This is a genomic window from Burkholderia latens (assembly GCF_001718795.1).
GTDB lineage: Bacteria > Pseudomonadota > Gammaproteobacteria > Burkholderiales > Burkholderiaceae > Burkholderia > Burkholderia latens_A.
In genome coordinates this window covers 269,718-284,702 of the sequence record NZ_CP013438.1, presented here as the reverse complement: position 1 = coordinate 284,702, position 14,985 = coordinate 269,718, and the positions used below count along the sequence as shown (strand labels likewise).

Here is a 14,985-nt window from a genome sequence, read left to right as displayed (position 1 = left end):
AGCAGACAACCCCACCCGATAGCGCTGGTCCGGACACGGTTCGGACCGTCGACGAGATGCCGAACATGACCGACACGATGCCAGCCCTCGACTACGAAGATCTCTTCAGGCACCTGCCTGTCGCGGCAATCGTGGCGAAGGAGCGAATCATGATCGACTGCAACGAGAAGGCGTTGCAACTGTTCAGGGCGACGCGCGACGACATCATCGATCAGTCGTTCGCGAAGCTCTATCCGCAACAGAAGGACTTCGCGACGACGGGCCGGCGCCTCGCGCCGCTACTTGCCAAACACGCCGGGTTCAGCGACGACCGCATCATGCGGCGCGTTGACGGCAGTCACTTCTGGGTCACCGTCTGCGGTTTCGGATACAACCCGAAGCGGCCGTTCGAGCTGGCGATCTGGACGTTCACCGATCTGTCGGAGAACGTCAAGCATACCGACGTCACGAGCACGCTGACCGATCGCGAGCGGGACGTCGCGGCGCTGCTGGTGCATGGCCTCACCAGCAAGGAAATCGGCAAGGAACTGGGCATCAGCCCGCGCACCGTCGATATTCATCGTGCGAGTTTGCTGCGGAAGTATGAGGTGCGGACGACGCATGACTTGATAGCGTGTCTGCTGGCGTGAGGGCACGCGTATCGACAACGCGTCGTGCGCGCGGCAACAAACACGTGACGCACGCCTTTCCGCGGACGTCGCTTGCCTGCCCGAAGCGCACACGCGCCCCGCGCCCCGCGCCCCGCGCCCCACCGAGTCTATTCAGACCGTACGCGACACAAGCTCGCTCAGGACGCTGTCCAGTGCGACGCGACCGCGCAAAATTTCATCAGGCCTGCTTTCGAAATCGATCCAGCCTTCGTTGAAGCCGTCCAGCATGCGCATGCGGGGCGCCGGATGCTTCATCCCCTGCGCGCGGAACAGCGTTTCCCACGTTCGCCTGTCGACGACTTCCGCGCGCACGTGCCGGCCCAGAACGCGACTGAAGGCCCGTGCGAGTTCATCGGGGCTCACGCGGCGCGGGCCCTCGAGCTCGACGACACGCACGCCGTGCCACGTCTGCTGAAGCAGTTCCGCCGCCACGCGGCCGACGTCCGCGGTGGCGACCATCGGCACGGGCTTGTCGAGCGGCTGCAGGTAGCTGGCGATGGCGCCATCGTCGCGCGCGGACGCGACATCCCACGCGGCGTTCTCCATGAACCAGCCGGGCCGCAGGAACGTCACGGGCATCGGCATCTCGCGCAGCGCCTGCTCCATCAGCGTCAGTTGCGTGAGCAAATTGGACTCGTCGGCTTGCGCGCCGATCGTCGACAGGCAAACGACCCGTTCGGGGCGCGCCTTCAGAAGCGCGGCGGACACAGCCTCGATCACTTTCCGCGCTTCGGGAAACCCGGGCTCCGGATCGAACACCGGCGGGAGCAGGATGAAAACGCCCGCCGCACCTGTGAATGCATCGGCGAGCGACGCAGCGTCGTCCATGAACGCGGTCGCGATCTCGCACCCGCGCTCCGCCCACACCGCTGCCCGCGTCGTGTCGCGCACGACTGCGCGCACCGGTTGCCCCGCGGCCAGCAATTCGCGGGCCAATGCGCCGCCGACCTTGCCGGTGATTCCCGTGATTGCATACATTGCTCGTTCCCCATGTGTGAATACGTCGGTCGCATTCTGGACAAACGCTGACCGAAACAAAACGACATGGATGGCATCAGATAAGTGACAACGCGTCATGAATTCGGCATCATCGCTGCGAACGTCAGGCATTGCGAGCCTGCGCGGCGTTGGCGTGTCGGCCTAGAGTTGGCCGCTCGCGATTCGCAACCCGTATTTAGTCGACAACCATGAGATCCAGTAGCGAGAAGCTGTCCGGCAGCATTAGCGTGTTCGCGGCCGTGGTCGATGCCGGAACGTTTGCGGCTGCGTCTGAAGTAATAGGGATGACGCCGCCGGGCGTCAGTCGGGCGATCGCGCGGCTGGAGAGAAAGCTGGGCATCCGGCTTTTCAACCGGACGACGCGATCGGTTTCGCTGACCGAAGAGGGCCGCCGCTTTTACGAGCAGGTCATGCCCCATCTCGCCGGGCTCGAGGAAGCCGCCGCGGCGGCCGCGGGCAGCGCGTCCGCCGTGCGCGGAAAGCTGAGAATCAATCTGGATCCCGTCGTCTACCGGGCCATTCTCGGGCCACGGCTCGATGCATTCATGGACGCGCATCCCGAACTCGATATCGAGCTCATCGCGCGAGACAGCCTGGGCGACCTCGTCATGGACGGCTTCGACCTCGCCGTGCGATTCGGCGAACCGCGCGCATCCAGCCTGATCGCGAGAAAGTTGCTCGATACCGCCGTCGTGACGGTGGCGACGCCCTCGTATATCGCTCGCCGGGGACGGCCGGCAAAACCCGAGGACCTTGAGCGCCACAGCCATCGATGCCTGGAGTTTCGCAATCCGGAGACAGGCAAGCCGTTCGCATGGGAATTCCATCGCGGGCGCAAACGCATCGTGGTCGATACCCGCGGGCGTCTCACGGTCAACGATCCCGGCGCGCTGCTCAACGCATGCCTCGCCGGGTCCGGAATCGCGCAGATGCTGCTGCTCGGCGCGGAGCCGTTGATCGCCGACGGCCGGTTGATCGATCTCTTTCCCGAATGGGCCGACGAGCGTTATCCGTTATACGTGTACTACCCGTCCCGCCACCACGTGCCGGCAAAGACTCGCGCATTCGTGGATTTCGTCGTCGAACTGACGGGCACTCACGGGCGCAGCCGCATGCGCTAGTGCCGTTCCGGTGTGCCCGGCCCGCGCAATATTGCTTCGCCGTTCGCAGCGTACGAAGTCGCCGCTGTCGGCGCCGCAATGGCCGACGAGGCCACGGTTCTCACGGTTGGCCGAGCAACGCCGGCTCGCACCGTGGACGCTGCCGATTATCGGCACGCAGTTCTCTCACCCCACGGCCGCTCCTTAGCGTTTCCTGGAATCGCCGGACGTTGCAATCGCTCGCCCAACACGTCCGACCGATTGCCCAAGTGCGAGGTTAATGCCGCGAATTACCGCTACCAGCAATTGACCATCTCCCCCGATCACCACTACCGCATCGCCAATCGCGAGATGACGGAATAGGAGATTCAGGACCGCATCCGCGACGACCAACGACTCGCCGCTGAACGACGGCCTCGCCGTCGGCGGCCTGTAACGTCAGCATAAACACCGAGCCCGGCATACGCCGGACTCTGTCGTTCAGCTAAAAAGATGTTCTTCAACACCACATACACAATGAAGCCCATCAGCGCGGTGAAGGCAGTAATCCCAAGGCATCGGATTTTCATCATGATTTTTATTTTCGAACTACAAATATATCCAAATAATCACTTCGCTCAAAACAACTAAATCTATTATCACCTTGACTTGTCCGGCTTGTCGGCCTTCACTTCATAGCTCTTGCGCGCCTTTTTGTAGCTGTTATAGAAGGGCTTGATCTTCAGCATATGTGCTCGACTGGAAATGCCGCCAAGGGCCATCATCGCAAAGCCAAAGAGGAACGCCCCAGCTCTGATCCATCGGGGCATTTGGTCAAGTCCAAGCCCCCCCGCAGCCAGGGCCAAGCCAACTATAAAAAGGACAACTCTAAGCCAGCCTGAGAAATTACCGTCTTCGATGAATCTCTTTTTTCCCTTGTCCGCACTCGGACCGAAAATCGAATTCAACTGCTGGCCTACCCAGTTGCCGATCGTTGTTGAGAATGGCTGCTTTTTATGGCTTCGGATGCGCCATTGATGATCAGCGACGCGATAGAAATCTTATCTCCAACCACTTGACCACCCCGTGCCAAAGCACCTTCGTAAGTGTATTGACTGCATTAAGACTTACCAATTAAGACACGGCGTCGGCGCCAATACCTACGACCGTCGCTCCGTAGGCAATTGTTCCAAACGCTGGAGCAAAGGGTGATGGCACGGCGGCCCCGGTTGCCGCAGTCGACGAGATCCACCCTGCGGTATTCGACACCATCGAGGCCGTATCCGCAGTCGCACCCTTCACATAGTTCGTATCCGACTGGTCGAATTTCGTAAACGGTCCCGTCAGATTGAATCCCGACCCGCCGCCCCTCGGCGTAATGATCGCCCCCGCCTTCGCGCTCGGATCAAGGTCCGTCGCATTATCAACGATGACCCCATCACCGTTCTGGCGCTGCTCCCCGAAGTATCCACCCATACCCTGCGGTACTGCTGCCCAGCGCCGCCAGCCATCGCCGACCCAGCTCCAGGTACAACAATGGCACCCCAGTTGTTTTCCCCCTCGATCTTCGCTGTATTCCCCGCCGTCGCAGCATCCAGCCCGCGCACCGCCGCAACTCCCGCTACGACGCTCGTCACCAGATCGACCCACGCTTGCCGCTCCTGCTCCGTCAATCCTTCTGCCGATCCAAGCGCGGAACCAATCAGCGAACTCGCCGCCGCACCCATCGCATCCGAACCGCATCCCTGACCTCCCGCCGCAGCTCCTGCACATCCCACGATCGTATGCAACGCCGCTCGGGCCGATTCAGCTTGTGGCGTCCCCTGACCGAATGAATCTGCCAGTTCCTTGACCTTGTTCGCCCCGAGACTCTGCACGTAGCCAATCGCGGCATTCGCCGCAAACTGACCAGCACCACCGGTCACATTCCCACCGGCTGCCACTGTCAACGCAGTCAATATCTGACGCCCCGGCTTGCCCGGCCCCCAAGTCCGTTCGATATCGTTCGCCTGCGCCAGCATTTGTTGACGCTGCATATCCGTCAGCGGATTACCGTTCGCGTCCTTCGCGTTTGGGTCATTCGCCGCTTGTTTGAGCCGATCAATCTCGCTGGTCTTATTCGCTACGAACGTCCCCACCTGATTGATGAACTGGCTCGTAATGTCGAACCCGGCCTGAATCTTCTCCTTGTCGAAGATCGGCGCAAGTGCACCGCCGGTGTTCGACGTATCGCGATTGATGTTTGCGACCGCTTCAGCGGCAGTCTCGCCCGTCAACTGCTGCTGCTTCGCGTCGTCGGTGATCGCGATCGCACCGCCGCTGATACCGCTAGCGATCCCGAAAATACCTACATGGTCTTAAAACGATCCTCTACGGCAAGGTACTCCACGGCCACTCATCTCATCTATTATCCTATTCACCCTCATCAAAAGGATTTTCCTCTACGTACCTTTTAATATCAATTTCTGAAATTCCAGGCGCACCCGCGCTTAACCACTTATCAAATTCCTCAGGATATGATCTATACACCCGCCCACCAGAAGTTTGAACCAACACATCGCCCCCAAATTCCGCCAAAAAACGCAGGTGATGCACCACCATAATCCAAATTCGCTTGAGTTCAGGATCTTGTGGAACGCCGCCAGACGCCGCCGAAAGATAACGCGATTCGCCCTCAACGAAATCCAACATATCCTTCGCCCTTCCGGCACGTAGCATTGACCTTATAATTTCAACCTTGCCCATGATTGTCTACCTATAGAATTTAACGTTATACCCATTGACCTCAACACCTCTAAATCCGAGATAGCTCATCGACTTTCCTAGTGGAGTAGCCCAAACTGCTTGAATCGACGAAAGCCCAGAAGAGGCTGCGGAATTGTAGACATCCCGGTTTACATTACCCAGCTGAGCAGACACAGTTTTCACATTTTCTACCCCGACGGATTCTATCGCCTTGGAAATCATATCTGTTCCCACACCTCGCCCAGACACCGTAGTCCCGTACCAGTCTATGTGAAAATTCCCATCTGGAGAGTAACGACCAATCAGATCGCTTTGCGCAAACTTGCTATCAACAACAAAACCATTTTTATCAAACTTCTGTCTGGCGGATAACTCGACATCTACATACCCCCCATCCTTGGCGTCAACTTTCGTGTCGAAATTCAGTCCTTCCTTATTCGATGATGATGGTCCATTCGAATGAAGGATATAGTCAACCAGCCCCTTCGCCTGATCCGGAATAATCGCCGTAATCCAGTCACCGACTGTCTTCGCGTCCGGTATCGGATAGATCAACGATCCGGTCGGCTTGATCGTTGAATCGAGCTCCGTGGCGGGATCGGCGATCACACCATCGCCCTTGCCCGCTGTCTCGCCCTTATACCCTGGCAGCTTGAATCCAGCGAGCCAGCCCGGAACCGGCGCCATCGGCGAGACCTGATTATTCTCGACCTCAATCTTGCCCGCTCCAGCCGCGGTCGCCACATTCTGACCCGACACCGCTGCAACGCCAGCAACCAGGCTGCTTACCAGATTGTCGCGCGCCCCGCGCTCCGACGCCGACAGATTCGTCGACGGCGCGAGCAGACTACCGAGCACGGAGCTGGTCGCCGCGCCCATCGCGCCCGCACCGCAACTCTGGCTGCTCGCAGCCGCACCCGCACATCCGACAATCGCGTGAAGTGCCGCGCGCGCTTCTTCGCTACCGAGGCTATTGGCGATTTGCTTGACCTGATTCGCGCCAAGCTGTTGCACGTATGCCACCGTTGCATTCTGCGCAAATTGGCCGACACCGCCCGTCACGTTGCCACCCGCTGCCACCGACAAGGCTGTCAGCACCTGACGATATGTGCCGTTCGGCCCCCAGTTCGCGTTCAGTTGATCGGCGCGTTGCTGGGCGGCCGCGCGCTCCGCCGACGTCAGTTTCGAGTTGTTCGCCGCAGCCTTCGCAGCATCCGCTTCGGCCGCGCGATTCGCTACGAACGTCCCCACCTGATTGATGAACTGGCTCGTAATGTCGAACCCGGCCTGAATCTTCTCCTTGTCGAAGATCGGCGCAAGTGCACCGCCGGTGTTCGACGTATCGCGATTGATGTTCGCGGCCGCTTCAGTGGCACTCTCGCCCGTCAACTGCTGCTGCTTCGCGCCATCGGTGATCGCGATCGCGCCGCCGCTGATACCGCTCTTCGTAGTCGAATTCGCATCGCCCGACGCGCTGAGCGCCACCGGCGGCGCTACCTGCAGTCCGCCATCACCCTTCGGCACACTGGTCCCCGGCACCGGATTGACGTTATTCGCAGTGCCTTTCTGATCCTTGCCGATCGTGCCGCCGTAACCGCCCGACAACCCGATCGACGACGCGTCGTACGATGCGTGGTTCTCGATGTCGCTATGGGTGAGCGTGGCAGTCGTCAAACTGTTGACGCCGGCCTGCACCCCCTTGTCGCTGCTCGCGATCACGCCGCCCTTGAGATCGGTGTTGCCCTTCACGTCGATCTGGAAGCCGCCGTCACCCGCCTTGATTCCCGATTGCTCGATCACGCTCGCGTAATCGCTGTTCATCTTCGTCTGGCCGATGCTGCCCGCCACGCTAGACACGCATGGCGGCGGACAAGCGCTGACCGACACGCCCGCATTCTGTTGCTTCGAATCGTAGCGGTCCTTGTCCTGCAGGCTTTCGATATTCAGATTGCCGCCCACGTCGGCGATCACCTGCTTGCCTGATGCGACCGCACCCTTCAGGTTCGTGTCTCCGCTGGATTGAATCGCGAGTTGATTGCCAGCCGTGACGTGCGTGTTCATCCACGTCGACGAATCGCCATCCGCGCGACCGCGATCTCCCGCGACGCCTGCGGTCAATGCCACACCCGTCTTCGCACCGACGGTGAGCGACACGCCCACCGACGCACTCGATCCGCTGTTCGTACTGCGCTGGCTACTCGTGTTTTCCGCAGCCTGCAGGTTCAGATTGCCGTCGGCGGCCAGCTTCGCGTTGTTGCCTGCCGAAATCGTGCTGCCGATCACGTCGATATTGCTGTCCTTGCCGGCACCAGCGGCAACGATCGTCACGTTGTGTCCGGCCGATACGGTGCTACCCACTGCAGTGCTCGACTTCGCATGCATCTGGCTGTCGCTCTTACTCGCGCCAACCGATACGTTGATGCCGACGCTCTTCGCCGCCGTCAGCGGATCGCCGCCCATCTGCTTCAGCGAGTCATACGTGTTCTTCGCCGCAAGGCCCGTCGTGGCCGCAGCCAGCGCGATCAGGCGCGGATCCCCACCGACGCTTTGCGCCGCATTCGCCATCTGCCGTCCCGTCTGCACTGCCGCCAGGACCGGATTGGTCACACCTACAGTCACACCCGCCTGACGGAACTGCTGCTGCTCTGCGAAGCTGGATGTATCCGTCGCGGCGTCGATCTTCACGGCCTTGCCGGAAAGATCGACGTCGTTGCCGGCATGCAGGATGCTGCCGGTCGCATGCAGATCGTTGCCCGCGCTCACGCTAAGGTTGCCGTTCAGCGCGCCAATTGCACTGCCGTTGTTCGTGACCGACGAAGACTGCTGCTTGTCCGAGTTCGAACGAGAGCCGACGGATATCGACAGTCCGCCGTTCGACATGAGGCCGGTTTCCTTCTTGTCGTAATAGGTCGACGATTGAATCGTGTCCTGCGAGGTCTTGATGTTCACGTCCCGTGCGGCCGACAGCGAGACATCGTTTGTCCCGACGACATTACTGCCCGTCACGTTGACGTCGCGACCGCTCTTGATCGTCACGCCATCTGCCGAAATCGTGCTGCTCTGGCTGTAGGCCGCGGTCTGATCGATCCCGCTCGCGACCTTCGCCCCGCTCACGACATTGCTATGGCTATGCGTTTCGTGCGAGTTGAGCTCGTGCGTCTCCGTTGCCGCGCCGACATTCACGTCACCGGCCGCCACCAGGTTCGCATTGCCCTTGTCGAGGCTGATCGCACTGCCGGAGAGCGTTATATCCTTGCCCGACACGATATTGACGGTGTCGCCGCCCTTGAGTGCCGTCCCGGTCAACGCCTGATCCAACCTGTGCTGCGTATCCGCGGAACTGCCGCGACTGTCGCTGCCCGAACTGTTGCTGTTCACCGTCGACGTCGTGATCACCGCGCCGAGCGTCACATTGCCCTTCGCGGCGATCGTACCGCCCTGGCCGAGGTCGATCTGCGCGCCCTTGGCCGTCAGGTCTCCGCCGACGCCGATGCTCGACTGTCCACCGACCGTCACCGAGCTGCCGGTGGCCTTGTTGATGTCGGTATTCGACACGCCGTTCGCGCGCTGCACGATCTTGTGCTCGCCCGTCTGGGCCGCACCGAGATCCCAGTTACCGCTGACGTTCATCCCGAGATTGCCGCCGACCGACAGGTTCCCGCCGTTCTGCCGGAAGTTGCCGCCTGTCGTGATCGAAGCATCGCCCGCGACGTCGAGTTTGGCAGTCGGCCCGAGCGTCGTCACCACACTCGTCGCACCATCGCGGCTCACGCGCGTGTTCGTCTTCGTCGCCGTATCGAGAATCAAGTCTTTCCCGGCATCCAGTTGCAGACTGCCGGCCTTCACATTCGCCGACGTCAGGTCGATGTTGTTCTCGGTCTTCAGCGACATCAGCCCGCCGCTTTGCAGCGCGCCGAACGCGTTGTCGATCTGCTTGCCCTGAATGGCCAGCGTGTTGTCCGCCTTAATCGTGCCGCTGTTCGTGAACGACTGCGCGTTCTGGAAATCGATATTCGTCGCGGTGATCAGCGGTCCGTTGATATTCTGCTGGTTCGCCTGCGCGAGATACACGACCGGCACGAGCACCGACTGGCCGTCGACCACGCGCGTTTCCATCATGATCACGTTGCCGGTCAGCTTCGACACCTGGTCGGCCGACAGGCTCGCGCCCATCGGCAGATCGAGCGACTTCGACAGCTCCGCCCCCGCCGTCATCAGCGATTGATACATCGACTGCAAGTCTGCATACGGCCCGAGCACCGCCTTGCCGGTCAGTGACGTGATTTCGTTGCGCACCAGCTGCTGCTCGTAGAAGCCGTCGCCGAGGCGCTTCGGAATGTGCGTGAGGTCGACGCCGAGCTGCCCGAAGAAGTAGTCGCTCGAAATGAAATTCTTCTGGTTCGTGAACGCCGGGTTCGTCTCGATCACGTAGTTCGCATTCGGCGCGGTAGTCGGCCGGTACAGCCCGCCCTGCGCAATCGTGAGGTTGTTCAGTACATTCAGTGCTGTCGCACTGGCGATGATCGGATCGACCGGCACCGGCGGACCGCCGTGCACCGACGACGCGCCCGAGCTCACGCCGCTCGCATTACCGCTCAAATTGGTCGGTGTGAGACCCGGCACGGACTGCCCCGGCAGCAAGCCGAGCGACGGAATCGATGCATTGCCCGCCGTGTTGCTGACGCTCATGCCCGTGCCGGAAATCGTGCCGTTCGAACTTATCGTCGAGAAGTAGCCGGGCAGCTTATAGTCCTTGATCGATGCCGGCGCCGCCTGCGTAAAGCCGCCCGGACGCCCCGTCACGAACGGCGCATTGCCGAACGGCAGCTGCCAGTCGTGTTCGGAGTTGTCGTAGTTGTTGTAGTGGTACTGCCCCGAGTAAGAGACCGACACACCCGGCAATTTCTGGCCGGACGCCGCCCAGCCGTCGGCGTCGTAGTTCCTCGGTATCTCGATATCGCCGACCGCCGCGAGGTTGCTCCAGTAGTTTTTCAGCGTGCCGACGGACGAAGCATCAATCTTGCCCCCCGACACGATCTGCGCGGCTGGGCTGATGTCCGTCACGGTCGTCGCCGTCGCGCTGTCGGCATAGTAGGTCGTGAACTGATAGCTGCTGTTCCATTGACCGCTATGAGGCGGCGAAATGAACATGCCGCCCGGCTGTTTGATCAGTTCGGTCGCTTGGTCCGGTGTAGGGTCTTTGATGCCGTAACTCGTCTGGCCCGTGCAATTCCCCGCGAAATACGCCGCGCACCCGGACATGCTGATGCCGAACTGCGCGAGCGATGCCGGATCGATCTGACTGGTGGACGTCTTCATCACGCGGCGCGTGCTCGTGATCTTGTCGGCGTGCAGTTCCATGTCGCCGCCGGACTGGATCAGCGCGGACACGTTGTTGACCAGCGCGGCGTTCGTGTAATTGCCGCTCGCTTCCTTGCCGCCCGCCAGTACAACCTTGCCCATGCCGAAGATGGCCGTCGTCGCCATCGAATCGGTCACGGTCGTGTCGTCGCGGTTCTCGATGTCGTGCGCGAGGATTTCGAGCGTGCCGTTGCTGTCCGATGCGCCAATCAACGCGGCGGGTCCAAGGTTCGAAATCGTGTTCGTCGCGTTGAGCGAGGCGCTGGCGCCCACGAGCGCGCCCGTGTTCGTCAGATTGGTCGATCGCGTGTGCAGCAGGCCGCCGGCAGTCAACGCGCCCACGTTGACGATATTGCCCGCGTTGACGCTCAGGTTGTTGACCGATTGCAGATTCGCGTTGTTCGTGAAGGTGCCGGGCAACGTGAAGCCGAGGTCGTGGCCTACATTGAACTGCGTGTCGGCCGTAGCCGTATAGTCGCCTTGGAGGCTCACGTTGGCGTCGTGCGTCGCGCTATATGTGCCGCCGCCTTGCAGCGTGGCCGCCGCGATCGACAGGTCGTGAGTCGAGCTGATCTGCCCGTTGGTGTTCGTGATCGCACCGGTCGTCGTCACGTTCACGTCGCCGTTCGAATTCGTGACGTTGCCGATGCTGCCGCCGCTGTTGTCGACGGTGTTTGCATTAACGTTCAGCGAGGCGCCGCTGAGCTGGCCGCCTTGCGTGTTGCTGATCAATGCGGCGCCGATCGTCACGCCGCCGTTGCCGGTAATCACGCCCATGCCCGCGACGCCGCCGGCGTGGCTGTTGGCGATCTGGCTACCGCCTTGCACCGTCATCTTGCCCGTGCCAAGGTCGACAATGGCGCCGTCCGCGTTGTCGATCGACGCCGATTGAATGTCGAGCGTGCTGGCGTCGCCTGCAACCGGTTGCCCCGCCTGGATGTGGCCGCTTCGGTTCGACAGCGCGCCGCCATTCTTCAACGACAGCGACGCATCCGATCGCAGCAAACCCTGCGCGTTGTTGACGTCGCCGGCGATGATCGCATTGATGCCGCGTTGTGCGGCGAGAATGCCGCTGGCGTTGTTCCAGGAAGCCGCGTCGACGATGGCTTGTCCCTTCGTCACGATGGTGCCCGACGCGTTATTCAGCGCGCTCGCGCCATTGCCCGGTGCGATCGTCAGCGTGCCGGTGCCGGCATGCGTGATGGTACCGCCCACGTTATTCAACTCGGCCGGCTTCAGCGTCAGGTCAGTGGCGTTGGTCTGGATCACGCCGGCGGCCGAGTTGTCGAGGGTGCCGCTGACGTTGATACCCATCGACGACGCGCCGTACTGCGTAATCGTGCCGCCATGGTTGACGAGATTGGCGGCCGCGAGCGCCAGCTGATTGGCTTCGAGCTTGCCGCCACTGTTGTCGAGCGTCGCGTCGGCCGTGACCGACAGATTCGGCGCGACGATCGAGCCGCCCTGGTTCGTCATCGAGCCCGTATGGATTGTCGCGTCCGTACTCGCATCGATCTGGCCGCCATCGTTCGCCAGCACACCACTGGTCACGCTCAGATCCGTGTTCGACAACAGCTTGCCGCTCGCGTTGTTCAGTGTGCCCGCGACGGTCGCCGTCAGTCCGTTCGGCGCGTTGATCGAGCCCAATGTGTTGTTCAGCGCGCCGGGTTGCGCGACGACGCGCCCGTTGCTGGCGATCGAACCGCCTACATTCGACACCGAGCCGGAACCGTTGCCGAGCGTCAGCGTGCCGTTGCCTGCGTGCGTGATCGTGCCGCCATCGTTGACGAGTGCGGCAGGCGCAAGCGTCAGGTTGGTACTGTTGGTTTGTAGCGTGCCGCCATTCGAGTTGTCGAGCGTGCGCGACACATTGACGGCCATCGGACCGGCACCGTTCTGCGTGATCGCTCCGCCACGATTCACGAGATCGGCTACATTCAACGACACTTGGTCGGCCTGCATAGCGCCAGCGCTGTTATCGACGGTGGTCGCGCTAACCGTAGTCGTACGGCCGACGATCGAGCCGCCATTGTTCGTCACGCGCGCACCGGCATCTATGGCGAGGTTCTGCGCGGCCCGCAGCGCACCGCCGCTGTTGTCGACCGACTGGCCCGACACCCGCAGATTCGTGTTGGAGGTGATCGCGCCGCGATTGACAACGTTTGCGCCCTGGACCGACACATCGCCGTTGCCGCCGATGACACCGCCTTGCGCACCATTCGCCGTCGTGCCCGTGACGTTGGTCAGTTGGCCGCTGGCGGTCACCGACAAGCCATCGCCGTTGAGCGACGCAATCCGCCCCGCCGTGTTGTCCAGCAACGAACCGGCCACCGTCATGCCAGCCGCGCTTTGAATGGTGCCCTCGTTGTTGGCGATGGCCCCGCCACGCAGATCAGTCGTGCTTTCGGAGATCAGTTCGCCGGACTGGTTGGCGATCTGGCCGGCGACATTCACCGACAACGGACCCTGCGACGAGACCTTGCCACTCTGGTTCGACAGATTGCCACCGGTCAGCGTCGTGCTGCCGCCGCTCGACAGTTTGCCGTGGTCGTTGATCACGGTGCCCGATGCATTCGCCTGAATGGCGCCGTGCGCGCTCGTCGTCGCGTTCGACAGGTTCACGTCGCCGGCCGTCGCGCTTAATGACAGATTGCCGTTCGCTGCCGTCTGGCTGCCAGCGAGATTCACACTGGCGCCCGTCAGTGTTGCGTTACCGCCCACGACGGTGTGGCCAGTCGCGATCAGCGCGCCCGACGTCGTGACCTTCAGCTCGCCGCTGTGCGTCACTGAACTGTCGTTGTTCACGCCCGCGCCGAACGTGCCGGTCGAATTGATGCTGCCCGCGCTGACGGTCGTGTTCCGCTGCGCCGCGAGTGTCCCGGTGTTCGCGAGATCGGCGGTGGTGTTAGCCGAGAGCGATTGCTGCGCGTAGGTCGTGCCGTTGTTCTCGATGCCGCCCGCGGCAGACATCGCGAGATTGCCGCTCGCCGTGGTCTTGCCCGTGAGCACAAGTCGGCCGTTCGACTGCAACGTGAGATCACCCGCCTGCGCCGCGATCGTACCTGCGTTGCCCACGCCCACGCCGAATTCGTTCGATGCGAGAAAGATCCGATCGCTATACATGCCGCCCAACTGGCTGACGTCGATCGCAACCGACGGCGCGGAACCGTCGCCGGCGATTGGCGTCGTGGCTAGCGTGTCGTGGTTGACCTGAGCCGCGCCGGCAATCACGTTCAGGTTCTTCGCATAGACCGCCGCATTCACCTGCACCGCGCGTGCGATCAGATCGACCTGATCGATATTGGCCGCATTCAGGCCTGCGCCGGCAACGGTTACGAGCCCGCGGTTGACCTTGTAGCCAGCCAGCGAGCCATCGGCGCCGTAGTACGGCACACCGGTTGTCAGCGTCGCGCGGCTGGTGTTGAGAAAACCGCCGCCGTCGACAAAAATCCCTGACGGGTTAGCGATAACAAGCTCGGCCCGGGCGCCTGCTATCTCCAAAGCGCCGCGAATTTGAGAGGGGTTCGGGCTGTTGACCTGGTTGACGATGATCCGTGCAGCCTGCCCAGGTCCGTAGTTCGGGTTGCCGTTGATCCAGCCCGCCTGCTGCGTCTGAACCATCGTGGCCGAGTTGTTAAGGATTGCGCCGGGGCGTTGTACGTCGAATTGATTGTAGGTATTGATCGATACGCCGGCGCTCGACGGACGCGCCACGTTCACTTGCGGCAGGCCGTTCGGCGTCCGGATCACCTGCGTGCTGGTTCCTGGCGTCGGGACAATCTGCGCACCGGACAAAGTGGGCAGCATGCCGAGCGCGGCGACGCCGGCCATCACAACGCGAGCGCCGGACGTCGACGAACGCCGCCGTGCGCGTGCCTCGCCCGTTGCGGATTTGCCCTCAGCCGTCGCGGTCTCTTCGACAGCCACCACCATTCCCCGAAGCCCGGAAAACAACAGGCGATACGTATTCCTGTTCATTCTCGCCGGCGCGGCCTGCGCCCAATCGTTCGTTATCGAACGCGAGATTACCGAATCACCGGGAAATTACCGCTAAAAATTGCCAAGTCGTCGAGTGGAAACCACAAATCTTTAATTTCGGATTCGTCTGATTGATGCGACCCCAGACTTTCGGATTTTCGGTACTTAGTCTC

7 protein-coding genes are annotated in these 14,985 nt (G+C 61.6%); 2 read left to right on the top strand and 5 right to left on the bottom strand.

Annotation, left to right across the window (positions count from 1 at the left end):
• Positions 1–65 precede the first annotated feature (65 nt).
• Entirely contained in the window at positions 66–629 is a 564-nt protein-coding gene (locus tag WK25_RS20690) for a PAS and helix-turn-helix domain-containing protein (protein WP_226209271.1), read from the top strand.
• 132 nt (positions 630–761) lie between these two features.
• Here WK25_RS20690 and WK25_RS20685 read toward each other — a convergent pair whose 3' ends face one another.
• Positions 762–1,628, bottom strand: a complete 867-nt coding sequence (locus tag WK25_RS20685; RefSeq protein ID WP_069242608.1) for an NmrA family NAD(P)-binding protein — start codon at positions 1,626–1,628, stop codon at positions 762–764.
• Positions 1,629–1,837: 209 nt separating this feature from the next.
• Here WK25_RS20685 and WK25_RS20680 point away from each other — a divergent pair, with 209 nt between their 5' ends.
• Positions 1,838–2,770, top strand: coding sequence for a LysR family transcriptional regulator (locus WK25_RS20680; RefSeq protein WP_059546198.1), 933 nt, complete (start codon positions 1,838–1,840; stop codon positions 2,768–2,770).
• Positions 2,771–3,387: 617 nt separating this feature from the next.
• Here WK25_RS20680 and WK25_RS20675 read toward each other — a convergent pair.
• The 4 genes from WK25_RS20675 to WK25_RS20665 form a co-directional block, all read right to left on the bottom strand.
• A complete protein-coding gene (locus WK25_RS20675) occupies positions 3,388–3,696 on the bottom strand; it encodes a hypothetical protein (RefSeq protein WP_236857848.1) in 309 nt (102 codons plus the stop codon).
• Between the two features lie 375 nt (positions 3,697–4,071).
• Positions 4,072–5,004, bottom strand: coding sequence for a VENN motif pre-toxin domain-containing protein (locus tag WK25_RS20670; protein WP_069242607.1), 933 nt, complete (start codon positions 5,002–5,004; stop codon positions 4,072–4,074).
• Positions 5,005–5,140: 136 nt separating this feature from the next.
• Complete coding sequence (locus tag WK25_RS31385) at positions 5,141–5,473, bottom strand: hypothetical protein (RefSeq protein WP_144245343.1); 333 nt, start codon at positions 5,471–5,473, stop codon at positions 5,141–5,143.
• 6 nt (positions 5,474–5,479) lie between these two features.
• Positions 5,480–14,812, bottom strand: coding sequence for a hemagglutinin repeat-containing protein (locus tag WK25_RS20665; RefSeq protein ID WP_236857847.1), 9,333 nt, complete (start codon positions 14,810–14,812; stop codon positions 5,480–5,482).
• Positions 14,813–14,985: the final 173 nt, after the last annotated feature.

Coding starts and splice junctions, on each gene's coding strand:
- WK25_RS20690 (WP_226209271.1), top strand. CDS start 66: ATGACCGACACGATGCCAGCCCTCGACTACGAAGATCTCTTCAGGCAC.
- WK25_RS20685 (WP_069242608.1), bottom strand. CDS start 1,628: ATGTATGCAATCACGGGAATCACCGGCAAGGTCGGCGGCGCATTGGCC.
- WK25_RS20665 (WP_236857847.1), bottom strand. CDS start 14,812: ATGAACAGGAATACGTATCGCCTGTTGTTTTCCGGGCTTCGGGGAATG.
- WK25_RS31385 (WP_144245343.1), bottom strand. CDS start 5,473: ATGGGCAAGGTTGAAATTATAAGGTCAATGCTACGTGCCGGAAGGGCG.
- WK25_RS20680 (WP_059546198.1), top strand. CDS start 1,838: ATGAGATCCAGTAGCGAGAAGCTGTCCGGCAGCATTAGCGTGTTCGCG.